This is a genomic window from Nostoc sp. XA010 (assembly GCF_020829625.1).
Classification (GTDB): Bacteria; Cyanobacteriota; Cyanobacteriia; order Cyanobacteriales; family Nostocaceae; genus Nostoc.
The window spans coordinates 135,011-151,990 of record NZ_JAIVFX010000016.1; the positions used below are offsets into that span (position 1 = coordinate 135,011).

At 41.0% G+C, this 16,980-nt stretch carries 20 protein-coding genes and 2 pseudogenes; 15 read left to right on the top strand and 7 right to left on the bottom strand.

Features of this window, described 5'->3' with window-relative positions; all coding sequences use genetic code 11:
• The first annotated feature begins 552 nt into the window (after window positions 1-552).
• Complete coding sequence (locus LC608_RS22210) at window positions 553-942, top strand: hypothetical protein (RefSeq protein ID WP_229555573.1); 390 nt, start codon at window positions 553-555, stop codon at window positions 940-942.
• A 224-nt stretch (window positions 943-1,166) separates the two neighbouring features.
• On the opposite strand, the gene LC608_RS22215 is transcribed toward LC608_RS22210, so the two are convergent.
• From LC608_RS22215 to LC608_RS22225, 3 genes and pseudogenes are all read right to left on the bottom strand, one after another.
• Window positions 1,167-1,733, bottom strand: coding sequence for a 3'-5' exonuclease (locus LC608_RS22215; RefSeq protein WP_229555574.1), 567 nt, complete (start codon window positions 1,731-1,733; stop codon window positions 1,167-1,169).
• A gap of 52 nt (window positions 1,734-1,785) precedes the next feature.
• Window positions 1,786-2,220: a hypothetical protein gene (locus tag LC608_RS22220; RefSeq protein WP_229555605.1), complete on the bottom strand. Its 435-nt coding sequence runs from the start codon at window positions 2,218-2,220 to the stop codon at window positions 1,786-1,788.
• Window positions 2,221-2,334: 114 nt separating this feature from the next.
• Window positions 2,335-2,463, bottom strand: a pseudogene (locus LC608_RS22225) (ATP-binding protein); the annotation flags it as partial.
• Window positions 2,464-2,752: 289 nt separating this feature from the next.
• Between LC608_RS22225 and petN the strand changes: the two are divergent.
• The 6 genes from petN to LC608_RS22250 all read left to right on the top strand — a co-directional run bounded on the left by petN (window position 2,753) and on the right by LC608_RS22250 (window position 8,087).
• A complete protein-coding gene (petN, locus tag LC608_RS22230; protein ID WP_012408302.1) occupies window positions 2,753-2,842 on the top strand; it encodes a cytochrome b6-f complex subunit PetN in 90 nt (29 codons plus the stop codon).
• Between the two features lie 22 nt (window positions 2,843-2,864).
• Window positions 2,865-3,011, top strand: a complete 147-nt coding sequence (locus tag LC608_RS22235; RefSeq protein WP_229555606.1) for a hypothetical protein — start codon at window positions 2,865-2,867, stop codon at window positions 3,009-3,011.
• Between the two features lie 153 nt (window positions 3,012-3,164).
• Entirely contained in the window at window positions 3,165-6,293 is a 3,129-nt protein-coding gene (locus LC608_RS22240) for a GAF domain-containing protein (protein ID WP_229555575.1), read from the top strand.
• Between the two features lie 248 nt (window positions 6,294-6,541).
• On the top strand, window positions 6,542-6,772 hold the full coding sequence (locus LC608_RS22245; protein ID WP_229555576.1) for a DUF433 domain-containing protein: 231 nt from the start codon (window positions 6,542-6,544) through the stop codon (window positions 6,770-6,772).
• A gap of 154 nt (window positions 6,773-6,926) precedes the next feature.
• Entirely contained in the window at window positions 6,927-7,004 is a 78-nt protein-coding gene (locus tag LC608_RS37630; protein WP_374108425.1) for a hypothetical protein, read from the top strand.
• A 450-nt stretch (window positions 7,005-7,454) separates the two neighbouring features.
• On the top strand, window positions 7,455-8,087 hold the full coding sequence (locus LC608_RS22250; RefSeq protein ID WP_229555577.1) for an alpha-ketoglutarate-dependent dioxygenase AlkB: 633 nt from the start codon (window positions 7,455-7,457) through the stop codon (window positions 8,085-8,087).
• Window positions 8,088-8,178: 91 nt separating this feature from the next.
• On the opposite strand, the gene LC608_RS22255 is transcribed toward LC608_RS22250, so the two are convergent.
• The 3 genes from LC608_RS22255 to LC608_RS22265 form a co-directional block, all read right to left on the bottom strand.
• Window positions 8,179-9,585: an NAD(P)(+) transhydrogenase (Re/Si-specific) subunit beta gene (locus LC608_RS22255; protein WP_229555578.1), complete on the bottom strand. Its 1,407-nt coding sequence runs from the start codon at window positions 9,583-9,585 to the stop codon at window positions 8,179-8,181.
• Window positions 9,582-9,875 (bottom strand): NAD(P) transhydrogenase subunit alpha, encoded by a 294-nt coding sequence (locus LC608_RS22260; protein ID WP_012408294.1) that lies wholly within the window; start codon window positions 9,873-9,875, stop codon window positions 9,582-9,584. Before LC608_RS22260 ends, LC608_RS22255 begins: the two co-directional genes overlap by 4 nt.
• Window positions 9,876-9,973: 98 nt before the next feature.
• Window positions 9,974-11,146: a Re/Si-specific NAD(P)(+) transhydrogenase subunit alpha gene (locus LC608_RS22265; protein WP_229555579.1), complete on the bottom strand. Its 1,173-nt coding sequence runs from the start codon at window positions 11,144-11,146 to the stop codon at window positions 9,974-9,976.
• A 761-nt stretch (window positions 11,147-11,907) separates the two neighbouring features.
• On the opposite strand from LC608_RS22265, the gene LC608_RS22270 reads away from it, so the two are divergent.
• From LC608_RS22270 to LC608_RS22305, 8 genes and pseudogenes are all read left to right on the top strand, one after another.
• Complete coding sequence (locus LC608_RS22270; RefSeq protein ID WP_229555580.1) at window positions 11,908-12,420, top strand: DUF2808 domain-containing protein; 513 nt, start codon at window positions 11,908-11,910, stop codon at window positions 12,418-12,420.
• Window positions 12,421-12,682: 262 nt separating this feature from the next.
• Window positions 12,683-12,817, top strand: a complete 135-nt coding sequence (gene rpmH, locus LC608_RS22275) for a 50S ribosomal protein L34 (protein WP_094327629.1) — start codon at window positions 12,683-12,685, stop codon at window positions 12,815-12,817.
• A gap of 26 nt (window positions 12,818-12,843) precedes the next feature.
• Window positions 12,844-13,266 (top strand): ribonuclease P protein component, encoded by a 423-nt coding sequence (gene rnpA / locus LC608_RS22280; protein ID WP_229555581.1) that lies wholly within the window; start codon window positions 12,844-12,846, stop codon window positions 13,264-13,266.
• A complete protein-coding gene (locus LC608_RS22285; protein WP_229555582.1) occupies window positions 13,253-13,645 on the top strand; it encodes a PH domain-containing protein in 393 nt (130 codons plus the stop codon). Before rnpA ends, LC608_RS22285 begins: the two co-directional genes overlap by 14 nt.
• A gap of 215 nt (window positions 13,646-13,860) precedes the next feature.
• Window positions 13,861-15,012 carry a membrane protein insertase YidC gene (yidC, locus tag LC608_RS22290; protein WP_229555583.1) on the top strand — a complete coding sequence of 384 codons (1,152 nt, stop codon included), beginning with the start codon at window positions 13,861-13,863 and terminating at the stop codon, window positions 15,010-15,012.
• A complete protein-coding gene (locus tag LC608_RS22295) occupies window positions 15,009-15,536 on the top strand; it encodes a R3H domain-containing nucleic acid-binding protein (RefSeq protein ID WP_229555584.1) in 528 nt (175 codons plus the stop codon). Before yidC ends, LC608_RS22295 begins: the two co-directional genes overlap by 4 nt.
• A gap of 173 nt (window positions 15,537-15,709) precedes the next feature.
• Window positions 15,710-16,228, top strand: coding sequence for a DUF177 domain-containing protein (locus tag LC608_RS22300; protein ID WP_229555585.1), 519 nt, complete (start codon window positions 15,710-15,712; stop codon window positions 16,226-16,228).
• Between the two features lie 107 nt (window positions 16,229-16,335).
• Window positions 16,336-16,488 (top strand): annotated as a pseudogene (locus LC608_RS22305) (IS630 family transposase); the annotation flags it as partial.
• Here LC608_RS22305 and LC608_RS22310 read toward each other — a convergent pair.
• Window positions 16,485-16,826 (bottom strand): hypothetical protein, encoded by a 342-nt coding sequence (locus LC608_RS22310; protein ID WP_229555586.1) that lies wholly within the window; start codon window positions 16,824-16,826, stop codon window positions 16,485-16,487. The pseudogene LC608_RS22305 and the gene LC608_RS22310 overlap by 4 nt on opposite strands.
• Between the last annotated feature and the right edge of the window lie 154 nt (window positions 16,827-16,980).

Below are 16,980 nucleotides of genomic sequence, written 5' to 3' on the forward strand. Positions count from 1 at the left end.
AAGCTGCTAATAACTTACAAAGTAGAATGGTTTTGAGGTTCAGAAACTTTTAAAATTATTTTTGCGTATATTTTAACCTAAAAGCATCTATTTCTAAGCTCATAATCTAATTTCTCTCCTTGGGTATATAACTTAAAAATATAAGCAAAACTCTTGACAGATATGGCTGAAGTTTTATTTTGCTAAACCTATAATTAAACCCCTATAAACATTAGAAGTTGAACTACTGAAAAATCTGTAGTGATTTGTTTATTAAAAAACAGATCAACGAGCATAAACTCTAAATATCATTATTCGCCAAAATATTTTGATATTTACATCTCTGATATGAAAGATTTATAAATTTGTCATGATTTAGCTAAAATCAAGTCTTGTTTATAGAATTATGCTGAATTTTATTCCGCGAAAAATTTCTATATATTCCTACAGATACAGTGCTATCAACCTAATTGCGATGACACAGTAATAGTCAGGATATATTTCCAAATAACTAGTTAGTTAACTGGCTAGCAAAAATCAAGATATTAAAGACATATAGTAAAGGTAAATAATATGTATCATCCTCAAATGTTGCCAACAAATGTAGCAGCCAATAGTAACTTACATCAAGTAATCGTGAGTGAAGCAACAAAAGATAAAGCACAAACGCATGAATTAACTATTACTGATGTAGTGATATCTTTATCGCCTGTTGGCTTTGTAATTAGTTGGATGGTTTTTTTCCTAATATTGCGAAAAATCCAGGCATTTTTAGATTATAAAATGGTGTTTCCTGCCAAAGCTTTACACAAACTTCCTTGTAAAAACTGTAGCTTTTATTCCAATAATCATTATCTAAAATGTGCGGTAAACCCTTCTATAGTTCTCACTGAAGAAGCGATGAATTGCTCTGAATACTCACCCAGCAAAAAAGATTCTTCCTCCAAAAATCCTTTTGTCTAGATATAATAATTATTAATCTGATACCACACGAGTAACAGAAGCTACATATTAAGTAAGTTCTTTAGCTGGTAACGCCTTGGTTTGGATAGCGATCGCCTGTCTTTTTCCGTCACGTTTATCTAGCTGTACCCTGATTAAGTTGAATTACTAACTAAGTGGGATAAGTACCGAAAGTGCTATATCTTCGTAATGCACCGCAATAGTTGAAGATGGTACGTTACTACTTACCCATTATTCAGCTTAGTTTTAATCTGTCTGTAGATAGCTGCAATGTTGCGAGCATCATCAATGCCACGATGGTGTGTACCTTTTAATTCTATCCCCAACTCATTGAGAGCCTGTGCCATGCCAAATTTTTTAGACACACCAAGATAATCTGAAAACTCCTCTTTGATATTGATGTGTTCGAAACTAAAAGGATAAGGGAAATTATGAAACGCGCAATCTTGAATAAATTGCTTTTTATCGTAATTGCCCCAAGAACAAAAAATATGATTGGGAAATGAAGAAATCCATTCTTTGAAGCGAGAAATTGCCTCTATAAATTTTGGTGCTTTGTCAACATCTTGCTGACGAATACTAGTCAATTCGGTGCAAAAACCTGTTAGTTGCGGATGTCTCACAGGTTGAATGAATTGCTGAAACTCGGAATCAATTTCCCAGGTTGTTCGATTGAGCATCACTGCACCAATTTCGATAATTTCCATTTCATGGCGGGGAATAGTTCCACTGTCAGAGCATGTAGCCTCTAAATCGGCTATCAAATAATAGTGGGATATTTTAATTTCCATATTAGATATTAGTAATAAATTATATTTTTATTTAGCGATCGATATAGGGAATTTAGATTGATGAAAAAGGTTTAACCCAACGAAATTGAATAGCGACATTAAGAGCAATTGCAGCCAACGCAAACCACAACACACTTTCTCCCGCCAACACCAAAAAAGGCCAAATTGTGCTATTAGAATTCCAGCCAAGTTCTATCTGAGTTAATCCCCGCACCAAGCCAAAGGCCAGTACACCACCAGCTTTGAGTTGGGGATTTTTATCTGAGCGGATGATATAGCGGTAGGTGACACCAAATAGTAAGCCAGTAAAAGTTGCAACTGCACCACTTACACACAAGTGCCAGTCAAGATCATTTTGCAGACATGCGAGTGTCTGAAAATACTTTGCCAGTACGAAAGTATTCAACAGACTAGAAAGAGCAAAAGCAAAACACACAGATAAACCCCCAACTATTCCAGCTTTTAGGGATTCTAAGCGTTCTGCCATCAGTTGAGGATCTAAAATTGAGTTCACTCTATATAGATAGGGATTAGATATTGGGATTTTCCTTACTCTTCAGTATGATAAATGCTAGAGCAGCTTTGTAATTAAATCCTGCTCTTATGTGGGAATTTTGATGATAAACTCGGTTCCCACGCCTAGTTGAGAATTCACATCTAATACACCTTTGTGTTTCTCTACAACTATTTGATATGCGATTGACAAGCCAAGCCCAGTACCTTTCCCAACGAACTATCAAGAGGGAAAGCGCGATCGCTAATTTTTTACATTTGTCTTTATTAATGCCTGAAGTACTAGCGTACCAAGAAAAAATGGTGTATCGTTTGCGACGACGATAGCGAGTCCGTGTACCACTTCGTGCAAGCAAGCTACGCGCAGCGTCTCGTAGAGAGCGTCATAGCCCGTCGTAGACATCGCACGTCCAACTTATAATCTTATTTATAAACAAATCTGAGCCTGCCCAATCCCTGTATGATAAATATTAGAAACCTTTTGTAATTATTTGAAAAGCAGGACTATGGAGATTTTGACACTAGGTTGGGTATCACTGTTAGTTGTGTTTACTTGGTCAATTGCAATGGTAGTTTGGGGACGTAACGGACTCTAGAGGCATCGTGGAAAGCCCATTTTTGAGTATTTTAACAATAGTAGCCGTAGTGCTACTCGTACTAGTCACTGGTGGTATTGGTTATTTGACCGTGGCAGATTGGCGCGATCGCCGTCGCCGAGATGATGACAAACGCAGCAGCCGCAGCGCCACTCCCAAGCGGCGATAATTTTCTCGTGGTTGAGAAATGTTTTTGTAGGGACACGATAATATCGTGTCCCTACACTATTTTTCTAGCATTCCCAGAAAATAACTGTTACCTTTGCGATCGCAACGGGAATCATGAGATAGAAGACTTTCAATATTTCAAGTCCCACTGGGAATGGAAAACTCCTCTACTACTCAACCCATAAAACCAAATTCAGAACAGCAAGAGTCTCATTCAGATGTGACACTCTCCCTGCGTCAGAATGATCAACAAAAAGCCTTGTCTGGAGTTATTGCCCACATCCGCGAGTCTATAGACATAGATGTGATCTTTAAAATTACAGTCACTGAAGTACGCCAACTTCTGAAAACTGATCGGGTTGGCGTGTTTCGTTTTTATCCCGAATTGGGATGGGAAGGGGAATTTATCTATGAAGATGTGGGAGCAGAATGGGATTCGGCACTAGCAGCCAAACTGCATGACCACTGCTTTGCTGAAGAGTTTGCAGGCTTATATCAGCAAGGTCGGATTAAAGCAATGGCTGATATATATCAAGCTGGTGTCAGTGATTGCCACGTCCAAATGCTAGAAAGATTCCAAGTCCGTGCCAATATAGCTGCTCCCTTGATGAAAGGTAAAGATTTATGGGGATTGCTGTGTATTCATCAGTGTAGTAGCCCTCGGGAATGGGAAGCGTCAGAAATTGAGTTTGTGCAACTAATCGCCGCACATCTGGGAGTTGCTTTACAGCAAGCAGATTACCTAGAACAAGTAAAACTACAATCAGCAGAACTAGCACAAGCAAAAGCCAGAGAAAAAGCAGCTCAATGGCAAAGAACCATAGCCATAACCATTGAGAAAATTCGTCAGTCTCTAGACTTGGAAAACATTTTCCACACAACCACTGGAGAACTTAGGCATCTGTTAAATGGTGACCGCGTGGCTATTTATCGCTTCAATCCCGATTGGAGCGGTGAATTCGTGTTTGAATCAGTGGCAGAGGGTTGGATTTCCCTCATAGATGAGCAATTGCAGGGGGCGGAAGTGAGTAAAAACGTCAGTGAATGTAGTGCCAAAGATTTAGCTAAACCTCCAGTCGCTGACACTTACTTACAAGATACAGAGGGTGGTAGCTTTAGTCGCTGTGAAGTGTACCGTGTTTGTAATGATATTTACAATTCGGGCTTTAGCGACTGCTACATTAAAATCTTAGAGATATATCAAGCAAGAGCTTATGTGATCATTGCCATTTACCACGGTCAGAAGCTCTGGGGCTTGCTAGCAGTCTACCAAAATGCCAAAACCCGTGATTGGCAAAAAGATGAGGTTTACTTGCTTACCCAAGTGGGCACACAATTAGGTGTAGCTTTGCAGCAAGCGGAATTTATCCAACAAATGCAAACCCAAGCAGCAGAGATTAGCAAAGCTGCCGAAAGACAAAGAGCGTTAGCGAACACCGTAGAAAAAATTCGTCAGTCTCTTGATATTGAAGCTATTTTTAAAACCACAACTCAAGAAGTCCGTCGGTTATTACAAGTGGAACGAGTAGCAATTTATCGCTTCTATCCTGATTGGAGTGGCGAATTTGTTGCTGATTCTATTGTTGATGGCTGGACACCAATGGTTAAGCCGCAGCCTGTGACAGAAGGCGTTTTTGTACAAGGAAAGCAAGCGGGTAAGTATGCACGAAATGAAGTTTTTGTGCCAATTTCTCAGGGCGAGAAGTTGTGGGGATTGCTAGTAGCTTATCAAAATTCCCAGCCTCGCTATTGGCAAGATGAGGAAATCAACTTATTGGCACAAGTTGGCGCTCAATTGGGGGTAGCATTACAGCAAGCTGAGTCTTTGAAACAGATGGAGGTGCAAACCCAAAAACTGGCTCAAGCTGCTGCACGAGAACGGAAAGCAGCCGAAAGAGAAAAAGCATTAGCCGCAACGGTGGAAAAAATTCGCCAGTCTCTTGACATTCATACCATCTTTGCCACCAGTACAGAAGAAGTCCGGCGACTATTGGAAGTTGATCGAGTGACAATCTATCGATTCGGGGCTGATTGGAGTGGCGAATTTGTTGCTGAGTCTTTAGCTCAAGGTTGGACACCAATAAGGGAAATTTTACCTGTAGTTACAGATGATTACTTACAAGAAACGCAAGGCGGAAGGTTTGCTAATGCCAAAAGTTGTGTCATTAAAGATATTTACAGCACCAATTATTCTATTTATCATATTGCCCTGCTTGAGCTAATGCAGGCTAGGGCATATATGATTGTGCCGATTTTTCAGGGTGAGAAACTTTGGGGACTACTAGCAGCTTATCAAAATATCAAGCCCCGTAATTGGCAAGAGGATGAGGTAGATTTGCTGATGCAGATTGGTACTCAGTTAGGGGTAGGACTTCAACAAGCAGAATTACTCGAACAAACTCAACGTCAAAAAGAAGAAATTACCCAGACTCTTAAAGAATTACAGCACACTCAGAGCCAGTTGATTCAAAGTGAAAAAATGGCAGGTTTAGGGCAGTTAGTTGCTGGTGTAGCACATGAAATTAACAACCCGATTAGTTTCATTTATGGCAACATCACTTATGTTACTGAACATGCCGAAAGTTTATTAAAATTACTGCGCCTCTATCAAAAAGAGTATCCTAAGACAACAGGAGAAATTCAAAAGCAAGCAGCAGCACTAGATTTAGATTTCATTAGTGATGACTTGCCTAAAGTTCTGACTTCAATGAAGATAGGGGCAGATCGGATCTCTCAACTAGTCTTATCATTACGAACTTTTTCTCGACTTGACGAAACAGGAATGAAGCCTATTGATCTTCATGAAGGCATGGACAGTACTTTGTTGATTTTACAACATCGACTGCAATTAGAGACTAATTCTTTTGCTATTGAGGTAGTTAAAGAATATGGTGAATTACCTCCATTAGTCTGCTATGGGGCCCAGATGAATCAGGTGTTTATGAATATTCTCAACAATGCGATCGATGCACTAGAAAACTCAGCAACTAGTAGAAAAAAAATTGACAATCCTAAAATTTGGATTCGTACAGAAGTGATATCCGGGAATACGATTCTAATTTGGATTGCTGACAATGGTTGTGGAATTCCAGAGATTAAGCGATCGCGCATTTTTGAACCTTTCTTTACCACCAAACAACCTGGACAAGGTACTGGCTTAGGGTTATCTATTAGCTACCAAATTATTGTGGAAAAACACGGCGGTAATATCAAGTGTGTTTCTGAACCTGGCAAAGGCTGTGAGTTCTGGATAGAAATCCCGATGAAACGAACAGTTAGTTAAAAAAATCAGGCTATGCCAACTCTTGGAGACGCTACGCGTAGCTTGCTTCTCCAAAGGAGTACGGCGGGCTTGTCTACGAAACGCTAACGCCAACGCCTAAGCTTTTTTAACTAACCACAGAGGCTCAGAGAACACAGAGTAAGGAGAGGGCGATCGCAGAGTTTTGGAACTGCCTAGCCTACTATAGTTATCGCCTCTATGCTCAGGCAATTTATGAGAAACTAAAAGATATTACAAAAAAATAATTTATGTTAGGTCTGGAAAGAATTACATTTAATCCTCACATTATGGCGGGACAAGCGTGCATTCGCAGGATGCGGATTCCAGTTTCATTGGTGGTTAATTTGATAGCTAATGGCAAACCTGTAGAGGAGATTTTAGAAGAATATCCTGATTTAGAGCCAGAGGATATTCGTCAATCTTTACTTTACGCAGGTTGGTTAACTCAAAAACGGGTTTATCCCTTCAAAACGGCTTAATAGCGATCGTCTACTCCAAATCTTCTATACTTGTACTATGTAAAGGTAATCAAATTCTCTATGATTACAAACACTAATACCTAAATCAAAACCAATCAATACCCATTTGCTCAAGAATTAATCACAGATACTCAAGGTACATTGTAAAGTAATTATCGATTTTCAAGACTATCTACGCTTATTAGAAGCAATTGAAGATGAAGGATTGATATTAGCCATCAAGGAAGCATAACAAGAAATACCAACTAAATATTAATGAAGCATTAGCCGAATTAGAAAGCGAGTGAATACCCAGTATCTCTCCAGCTTTATTAAAGATTTAAAAGCACTCAAAAGTAGACCTTACTATGAGACGATTAAAGTACTTGCTTTTGAATAAATACCACAAATAGCTAACTTTGACGAAATTACTAATATCAAAAAGCTACAAGGATATGATGATATTTATCGTATTCGTATAGGTGATTATCAGATCGAAATTATATTTGACGGTGAAACACTAATATTTCAGCGTGTGCTACATCGTAAGGATATTTATCGATATTTTCCTAAGGTTTCTGGTGTAGATACTTTTCCAATACGTTCAGTTTCAGAAATAAGATTAGTCAGAAAACTAGGTCAACTCTCCGACTCAGAAATGCAACTTGTTTGAAAAGTTATAGATATTAATTTAAATTAGTTTATGTCTAATCAACTTTCGATATGGTCAGATGGGAATGATAAAACCAATATGCAGGGTGAACAGTTACCTATGCCCGATGCTGAAGTAATGTTTTACTATAATTTCTTTGATAATAATGAGAGTAACCAATTACTTGTTGAATTATATAAAACTATTTTTTGGCAGCAACAATCCACAATAATTTTTGGTAAGAAAGTGAACTTACCAAGGCTTACGGCTTGGTATGGAGAACCAGATAAATCTTACTCATACTCTAAAATAACAATGGAACCTATTTTGTGGACTCCTCTATTAATCAAGATTAAATCTAAAATTGAATCTTTATCTGAAATTAAATTCAATAGTGTATTACTGAATCTATATCGAGATGGTAAAGACAGCGTAGCTTGGCATAGTGATGATGAACCAGAACTTGGAAAAAACCCTGTAATTGCTTCTGTAAGTTTTGGAGTCCCTCGTCGTTTTATGTTTAGACACAAAACAAAAAAAGAATTAAAGTACGAAATTAAACTGACTCATGGAAGTTTATTAATGATGACGGGAACTACACAGCATTTCTGGCAACATCAAATACCTAAAATGAACAAACTTACACAACCAAGAATAAATCTTACCTTTAGGCAAATTACCTGAGCAAAATATCTAAAAAACTTGCCTTAGAAGCATCACACCCCCAAGGCAAGCCAACTCTCTAAATTATTTACTCCGCGCCCTTCGCGGTTCGTTAAAGTTGCTTCACTTCCGAAACCAACTTCGCCACCATATCCTTAGCACTACCAAAAAGCATCGTAGTTTTATCCTTGTAGAACAACTCATTATCTACACCGGCAAAACCCGTACTCATCCCACGCTTAATTACAATCGTCTGCTTCGCACGATCTACTTCCAAAATCGGCATACCATAAATCGGGCTATTTGTATCACTCCGCGCCGCCGGATTTACCACATCATTTGCCCCAATTACTAAAGCCACATCCGCTTGATCAAACTGGGGATTAATATCATCCATGTCATACAACTGCGTATAAGGCACATTTGCCTCTGCCAACAACACATTCATGTGCCCCGGCATTCTCCCAGCAACGGGATGAATGGCATACTTGACATCAACGCCCATTTTTTCTAACTGATCTGATAATTCCCGGACGCTATGTTGCGCTTGGGCAACTGCCATACCATAACCGGGCACAATTACCACAGAACGGGCATAACCCAACATCATCGCCCCTTCTTCAGGATCAATGCTGCGGACGGTTTGATCAGTTGCACCACCGCTAGCAGCAGCACCACTAGAACTAGAACCAGTACCAAAAGCGCTGAACAGCACACTAAATAAGGAGCGGTTCATCGCCTTACACATAATCTCGGTGAGAATTAACCCGGAGGCTCCCACCAAAGCACCAGCGATGATTAACATATTGTTCATCACCACGAACCCAGCCGCCGCCGCCGCCACGCCTGACAACGAGTTCAACAGCGAGATTACCACGGGCATATCGCCGCCACCAATGGGGATGACGAACATCACGCCCAACACTAAAGAAACGGCAACGACTCCCAAGAATATGGGTAAGCTATCTGGTGTGATGATTAAGTAGGCACTACCTACTACATAAGCACCCAGAAGCAAGAGGTTAAATGGTTGCTGGAATGAAAATGTAATCGGGGAACCGCTAATTAAACCTTGCAATTTGGCAAAGGCTAAAAAACTACCTGTGAAGGTAACACCACCGATTAACACATCCAACAGGATGGAAATGTTGACATCTAGGGGTATCGATTGAGAACTATCTAATAACCGCCAGAATTCGGCAACGGCTACTAATGCCGAAGCCGCACCGCCCAAACCGTTGAGTAAACCCACCATTTGGGGCATTTCGGTCATTTGGACTTTGTAGGCAATGATCGCACCAATTCCCGATCCAATCGCCAAGCCCAACAATATCATCTCGTAGTTCAACACATGTTGATCCAGCATTGTTGCCACAATTGCCAGCAGCATCCCCACAGCCGCTACGATATTACCGTTCCGCGCTGTAGCAGGTGATCCCAGCTTTTTCAAGCCCAGAATGAATAACGATGCAGCGACTAAGTACGTCAGCTGAATGCCAGTTGGTAAAAAGTCGCTCACGCCTTAATCTCCTTCTTCTTGAACATTTGCAACATTCTGTCTGTCACTAAAAAACCACCCACAACGTTGATTGTTGCCAATACCACAGCAATCAAACCGAGAATTACTGATACACTTGTGTCTCTCGCACCAGCAGCAACTATTGCTCCAAGTACCGCAATTCCAGAAATCGCGTTTGAGCCTGACATTAATGGTGTGTGTAGAGTCGGTGGGATTTTATTGATGACTTCAAAACCGATAAAAGATGCTAAAACAAATACAAACAAAGCAGCAAGTAATGCCTCTGTCATGAAATCAAAACTCCTTGTATAAATGGGAATGGGGCAATTCAATTTTGGATTGAATTCCAATCTAAAATCCAAAATCTAAAATTCTTACTTCCCATTCCCTAATTAACCGCCGGTTGTTGAGTATTCAAAGCTTGTAGCGCATCCCGCACTCGTTGATTGCGAATTTCACCTGCGTGGGTAACGCAAGCTGCATCAACGATGTCGTCGCTAAAGTCCACCTGCAAAGCTTTGTCTTTAATTAGCAATTGCATCAAGGAAGTTACGTTCTTGGCATACAATTGGCTGGCGTGAATTGGCATCGATGATGGAAGATTGATAGGGCCGATAATTGTTACGCCGTTCCAGACAATATCTTTACCTGGTTCTGTGCAGGCGCAGTTACCACCTTGTTCAGCAGCCAAATCCACAATCACTGAACCTGGTTTCATTTGTGCCACCATTTCTTCTGTAACTAGCCGTGGTGCTTGTCTCCCAGGAACTTGGGCGGTAGTAATCACTACATCAGAATTTTTGACGTGTTCGGCGACAACTTCTTGAGTGCGTTGTTTGCTAGCCTCAGAAATTTCCTTGGCGTAACCACCAGCAGCGACGGTTTCTTCTTCTAATTTGACTTCAACGAATTTTGCCCCTAAGCTTTGCACTTCTTCTTTGACGGCGGGACGGATATCAAAGGCTTCTACCACTGCTCCCAAACGTCTAGCGGTGGCGATCGCTTGCAATCCGGCTACACCAGCGCCCATAATAAATACTTTCGCTGGAGCGATCGTGCCTGCGGCTGTGGTTAACATCGGAAAATATTTCGGTAATGCAGCTGCGGCAATTAATACAGCCTTGTAACCTGCTAATGAAGCTTGCGAGGACAAAGCATCCATACTTTGCGCCCTGGTAGTACGGGGAATCATTTCCATACTCAAGGCTGTGACTTTCCGATTTGCTAGTTGCTGTGCTACAACCGGATTTCCCAAGGGATTGAGGAAACTGAGTAATACAGCCCCTTCCTTTAAAAAATCAATTTCTGAGCGTCCATCTTCTCGTTCTTGTGGGGGGCTAACTTTCAACAGAATATCTGTTTCGCCCCATAATTTGGCAGTATCGCTGATTATTGTGGCTCCTGCGGCTTCATAGTCAGAATCGCTGAAAAATGATCGTTCTCCTGCACCTGTTTCTACCCAAACTTCCAAACCTTGTTTTACCAATCGAGCAACGGTGTCAGGAATTAATGCCACACGACGTTCACAAACTTCAATTTCTTTAGCAACTGCTATTCTCATGAAATCTCCTGAAGATAAATACCTAATCTCTGCCAAGTAAGCGATTGTCTAGAAGAGGGATATCCCGCACTCATAGTACTTAGGCAGGAACATCACCCATGAATTTTACTTCTAGATTGAACCTTGAAACTTTCCTCTCCTACTCTTAGCTATCCAGGCAAAGCCTGACTTTGCCGCTCGCAGATGTCATATTTTCAGATAGTTGCAAACAGGGTTACGTATTGCACATCCTAAATTGATTCCCAAATTTTGCATCTTTATCTTCAGCTTATTTTCGGGATTGAAAAATTTTGGTATTCCTTTCTTATAGAGTAATATTGACCAAATTTTGAAAGCTTTATAATTTCCCAATTAAATTTTAATGATTACGACTTTGATTCCAACTTATTTTAATCAATTTAGCCCAACTTAACTGGCGATCGCTAATGGCACGCCTCAATTTTTATAACAAAATTCTCCAATTTAGATACATTTGTACATATTTGGAAACATAATCCAATCCCGGCTGTGTTTATATTGAGTTCAAAATTTGACCAACTTAGTTATCAAATCAGGACTCTGTAAGGGTAATGAAGTAAATCGAGTATATGGTAAATTTATAACTAAATAATTTTGCTGTCGCCCGAAGCTCAGTGGGGATGGCACTTTTTTTTGTTATTGAACGTCAATTGTCAGGAAGTCAGTAGTAAAGTTTAGTAACGAATACTAACACACAGTTATTTTAGATAACAGATTTATATTTTGGTAGAGGAAGCCTGATTATGCGACGTTTACTTTCTGCTTTAGCCGTGACTAGCTTTTTAGTTACTGGATTACCAGCCTTGACTTGGGCGCAAAGCTTACCTGGATTTACACTGTTTAGCGGCGTCAAACAAGAAAATCAGCTGCCCTTTAGGTTAGATTTTGGTGGACAAGCCAATGGTTGGGATCGATACATATTAAGGATTCCAGCCCAAAAGATGAAATTGGCTGTTGGTCAATTTGCCATTACTTACCCTGATTATTACAAAGGAACTTTTGACCAAAAAAAAATTGAAGTCCGAGTCAAAGGTAAAGCAGTTCCGCTTTCTGAGGTGAAGTGGGACAAAGAAGGTAAGCTGATTAATATTTTTCCCCAAGAGCCAGTACCAGCAGGTAGTCCAGTTGAGGTAGTCTTATCTAACGTGAAAAACCCAGCCTTCGGCGGAGTTTACTATTTTCGCTGTCAAGTTCTCTCCCCTGGCGATGTGCCACTATTGCGCTACATGGGAACATGGATTTTGAGCATCAATTAAGAGTGGGGAGTGGGGAGCAGGGCGAACGCACGGTATTTCTGAAACCCTTACTGGGTAAGGATATTGACGAAAAAATAGGCTAAATTTAAAAACGCCGAAACCCTTGCTATTAAAGGATTCTTATACTTTAGATGCGTTTGCCCTGGAGTGGGGAGTGGGAAGATGAGGGAGAAATAACCAATGCCCTATTCCCTATTCTTTAATAAAGTAATACAATTAGAGATTGTGAGTTTTTATAAAAATCACCTAAGAGGAGAAGAGTATGAAAAGAACACTAGGCGGCACTAGCCGTAAGAGAAAAAGAACCTCTGGTTTTCGCGCTAGGATGCGGACACCAGATGGCAGGAACGTGATTAGTGCTAGGAGAAGAAAGGGGCGTCACCGTTTAAGCGTTTAGGGCTTATCTAAGATAAAAGAACATCTGTGGCTTTGCCTAAAGCAAATCGGCTAAAATCCCGCAAGGATTTCCAGGCAGTTTTCCGGGAAGGAATTCGGCGTCATGGCTCTTATTTAACATTGAGAGCCTTAAAGCCGTTATGTTTAACAAAACCTTCTTTGTCCACTGCCACCCAGACTACACAAGCAAATGACTCAGCACATCTTGTCAGCACGCGGATTGGCATTTCCATAAGCACAAAAGTAAGCAAAAGGGCAGTGGTTCGCAACCGAATCAAACGGCAAATTACTTCTGCTTTATATAGCTTGCTGCCTAAATTATCACCAGGATGGCGGCTAGTGTTCATTGTGAAACCCACAGCAGCAGAATCTAAGTGCGTAAGCCCACAATTTCTGCAAGAATTAGAGCAGTTGTTGGCACAAGCTGAGGTGTTCGATGGGAATTCGTGAAGATGTTTATTATGAAGGTGGCCCCCATCGTGGGGATTTAATTGTCAACCTGTTGATTGGGCTAACCATTGTCGGGATACCATTAACAGTTGGGGCAATTGTCAGAGCATTGTGGCTGCGTTTCCGCATCACCGATCGCCGAATTACTGTGATCGGAGGTTGGCAGGGACGCGATCGCACTGACATAATTTACTCAGAAATAGTCAAAGTCGTCACAGTCCCCCGTGGCATTGGCTTGTGGGGAGATATGGTACTAACCCTAAGAAACGGGAGTCGTCTCGAATTACGGGCAATTCCCAACTTTCGGGAAGTCTATGACTACATCAACGAAAGAATTGCTGCGAAAAATCCCGAATATAGCGCTGCTGCTAACAAGTGATGGGAGTAGGGATTAGTGAATGCAAAATTTACTCAGATAAGATCCAAAGTTAAGAACTTCCCACTTACCAAAAACTACATACCACTCGCAATTCCCCACTCTCCACTCCCTTTTTTTGGAATGTGCGGCTATCCGTAGCGAAGGGTAGTCGCACATAATTTATGATTTAGATAAATTAGATTCAGTTTACAGTAGCTCAGGTTGAATTCAGAATAATGGATTTTGGTATCGGCTTTCTCTCGAACAACGTGATGCTGCCAATCATAGATTTCTTCTATGGTATTGTGCCTAGCTACGGATTGGCGATCGTTGCTTTGACCCTGATAGTCCGCTTCGCGCTCTATCCCCTGAGTGCTGGCTCAATTCGCAACATGCGGAAGATGCGAATTGTACAACCTCTGATGCAGAAGCGGATGGCAGAAATCAAAGAGCGCTATAAGGATGAACCGCAAAAGCAGCAAGAGGAAATGGTCAATGTTCAAAAAGAATTTGGCAATCCTTTAGCAGGCTGTTTTCCATTACTAGTGCAAATGCCGGTCTTATTAGCGCTGTTTGCAACTTTGCGGGGTTCGCCTTTTGCAGGTGCTAACTACAGCGTTAACCTGCAAATCTTACCCGCAGGACAAATCGAACAAATTCAACCGCAAGCCTTTGCCACTGCTCCTCAAAATATTTACGTTGCTGATGGAGAACACGTTAAGGTAGCTGCCATCCTTCCTAGTGGTAACAAACTAGCGGTGGGAGAACAAACTAAAATCCAATATCAGACCGTTGAGGGCAAACCATTTCAGGTACTCTTAGAAGAACACCCAGAAAATAAGCTCATTCCTGATTGGAAAGTCACCAAAGGTGAAGATAGAATAAAAATTGATGCCCAAGGCAATGTGGAAGCATTACAGCCTGGAGAAGTGACTATTCAAGGAACAATTCCTGGACTAGCGGCAGACAAAGGCTTTCTATTTATTGATGCCTTAGGCAGGGTTGGCGCAACTGATCCAGATGGCACAATCCACTGGGATATCGTCGCCATGATCGTCTCCTTTGGAATCAGCCTTTATGTTAGCCAAATGCTTTCTGGGCAAAATTCCAGTGGTGGCAATCCGCAGCAAGATACAGTTAACAAAGTCACTCCAGTTATTTTTTCTGGGATGTTTTTGTTCTTCCCCTTACCAGCAGGGGTGCTGATGTATATGGTGATTGGTAATATTTTCCAAACTGCACAAACTTATCTTCTCTCCCGCGAACCTCTACCAGAAGAACTGCAAAAAATCGTAGCAACCCAGGAAAAAGAAGCAGTAGTCGCAGAACAAAAGGCATTGCCATTTGAACCAAAAAGTGCCAAGAAAAAGGCGACAGGGGGATCATGAGCAACATTCCCATGCAGCGAGGTCAGCAGTGGTTAAAATCCCTGCTGGAACTCACTGGAATACCTGCTGAGATTCAGGGTCATTTAGAAACTGCTCAATCTCAAGACGGCGATTCCCCAGAACCAGATAACTACTGGTTAACAATTGACCAAACTAATTTGACGACAGAACAAATCCAGGTATTAATTGGTGCTGATGGTTCTGTGTTAGATGCGATTCAGTATCTAGCAAATTCGGTTTTAAACCTGAGCCAACCCCCGGAAGAACAAGCCTCTTACACCATTGAGTTAAATGGCTACCGGGTTAAAAGAGAAGCCGAAATTCGCGCATTAGCAGAAGCAGCAGCCGATGAAGTGCGCTTTTCTGGTAGAGAAGTGGAAATCAAATCCCTCAGTTCTGCTGAAAGGCGGCAAATCCATACCTTCTTGAAGGAGTTTGGAGATTTAGAAACCTTCAGTCGCGGTAAAGAGCCGCATCGTAATCTGGTTGTCCGTCCAGCTTCGTTGGAAGGAGTTGGGAGTTAGGAGTTGGGAGAGACGCGATTAATCGCGTCTGTACAAGAGTTTGGAGTTAGGGTTAATGAAGCTCATAACTATATAATTTCAAAATTCCTCTTGTTGCCTAAAATAAAGATGTAGTATCAGTATTATTGCTGGTAATGAAGATAAATTATTAGTGAGGATGTCTCACAAATCCTATGGACGCAATTTTTATTCCGCAGCTAACTAAAGCCCCGGAGCGGACAGAGGAAGTTCAGGTTCAGGAATTTCTGCCTGGTCTAGAAACGTTGACACCAGTTCGCGGTCATGTGCGCGTGGAGCATCATGGCAATTACCTCGAAGTGTCCGCTCAGGCAGAAACAATTATAACTTGTACCTGCAATCGCTGTTTGCAGCAATACAATCGACGCTTAGGGCTTGATACGAAGGAAATCATCTGGTTAGACGAAACTGCAAATCAAGTAAATGACTTGCCCTTAGAACGGGAAGTGATTATGGAGGAGTTGCTGGAAAGCCTGCCGCCCGATGGTTATTTTTATCCCAACGAATGGCTGTATGAGCAGATGTGCTTGGCAATACCCCTGCGTCAGTTGTGCAGTCGTAATTGTCCAGGTATTCCTGTAAGTAGTACTATTGATAATTCCGATATTCCTGAAACTCCAGTTGATAACCGTTGGGCTTCTCTGGAAGCTTTGAAAAAGCAACTTCCGGGGTAACAATTTGGTAATTCCATCAGACTTAAGTCTGCACTTACATGAACTAAGCCTGTCTACACAGGCTTATTGTTTTATTAAATACTTATAGCGTTGGAATGGAAAAGAACAAAACCCCCGAAGAGGATATTTGGCTGCAAGTCAAAACATGGGTTTGACGTTTTTATGCCTTGATTCCTTCGTTCTCTCATTTAAAGTCGATGTTTGAGTGGTTTATCCGATACACTACCTTTGATTTCCACACTCTTGAGATGTCTTATTAAACGCCAACCATCGCAGAAACATAAATACCGTTTGGCGTTATAAATATTAAATTTGGGTCATAAGATATTTCTTGTCTATTGAAGCCTCCAACCTCTATTATGGTGGTATCTCGGCTCAAAATTCTAATATTAATTCCTCGGTTATCCGTCGAGTAAGTGATGTCAATATTGAGAACTTCACCATTTGGCAGCTTGACTGGCACGAAATCAATACCAAAGAGATTTTGAACTTCTGCAAAAGGGCGTAAATTTACGTTCAATAGAGGCTTGAGTTCAATTTCACAGAGGCTTTTCCATTGCCCCGATAATTCTTCTCCGTACTGCAAATACAACTTCATTTGCTCTTGTTAATGTTAATGTATTGTCAGAGTAAGCGAATCTTAAATGCTATTGAAAAGCGGGTTTAAAAGCATAATATTGGGATAAACAAGCAACAATAATAGTCAACATATAGTTATTTCCATAGCGGCTCGATTTTATTTTTGAGGATTA

Excerpts from the sequence above, each read along its gene's own strand:
- LC608_RS22240 (WP_229555575.1), top strand. The coding sequence starts at position 3,165 with ATGGAAAACTCCTCTACTACTCAACCCATAAAACCAAATTCAGAACAG.
- LC608_RS22300 (WP_229555585.1), top strand. The coding sequence starts at position 15,710 with ATGGACGCAATTTTTATTCCGCAGCTAACTAAAGCCCCGGAGCGGACA.
- LC608_RS22215 (WP_229555574.1), bottom strand. The coding sequence starts at position 1,733 with ATGGAAATTAAAATATCCCACTATTATTTGATAGCCGATTTAGAGGCT.
- rpmH (WP_094327629.1), top strand. The coding sequence starts at position 12,683 with ATGAAAAGAACACTAGGCGGCACTAGCCGTAAGAGAAAAAGAACCTCT.
- LC608_RS22310 (WP_229555586.1), bottom strand. The coding sequence starts at position 16,826 with ATGAAGTTGTATTTGCAGTACGGAGAAGAATTATCGGGGCAATGGAAA.
- LC608_RS22245 (WP_229555576.1), top strand. The coding sequence starts at position 6,542 with ATGTTAGGTCTGGAAAGAATTACATTTAATCCTCACATTATGGCGGGA.
- LC608_RS22210 (WP_229555573.1), top strand. The coding sequence starts at position 553 with ATGTATCATCCTCAAATGTTGCCAACAAATGTAGCAGCCAATAGTAAC.
- LC608_RS22260 (WP_012408294.1), bottom strand. The coding sequence starts at position 9,875 with ATGACAGAGGCATTACTTGCTGCTTTGTTTGTATTTGTTTTAGCATCT.
- petN (WP_012408302.1), top strand. The coding sequence starts at position 2,753 with ATGGAGATTTTGACACTAGGTTGGGTATCACTGTTAGTTGTGTTTACT.
- LC608_RS22265 (WP_229555579.1), bottom strand. The coding sequence starts at position 11,146 with ATGAGAATAGCAGTTGCTAAAGAAATTGAAGTTTGTGAACGTCGTGTG.
- LC608_RS22270 (WP_229555580.1), top strand. The coding sequence starts at position 11,908 with ATGCGACGTTTACTTTCTGCTTTAGCCGTGACTAGCTTTTTAGTTACT.
- yidC (WP_229555583.1), top strand. The coding sequence starts at position 13,861 with ATGGATTTTGGTATCGGCTTTCTCTCGAACAACGTGATGCTGCCAATC.
- LC608_RS22250 (WP_229555577.1), top strand. The coding sequence starts at position 7,455 with ATGTCTAATCAACTTTCGATATGGTCAGATGGGAATGATAAAACCAAT.
- LC608_RS22285 (WP_229555582.1), top strand. The coding sequence starts at position 13,253 with ATGGGAATTCGTGAAGATGTTTATTATGAAGGTGGCCCCCATCGTGGG.
- LC608_RS22220 (WP_229555605.1), bottom strand. The coding sequence starts at position 2,220 with ATGGCAGAACGCTTAGAATCCCTAAAAGCTGGAATAGTTGGGGGTTTA.
- LC608_RS22295 (WP_229555584.1), top strand. The coding sequence starts at position 15,009 with ATGAGCAACATTCCCATGCAGCGAGGTCAGCAGTGGTTAAAATCCCTG.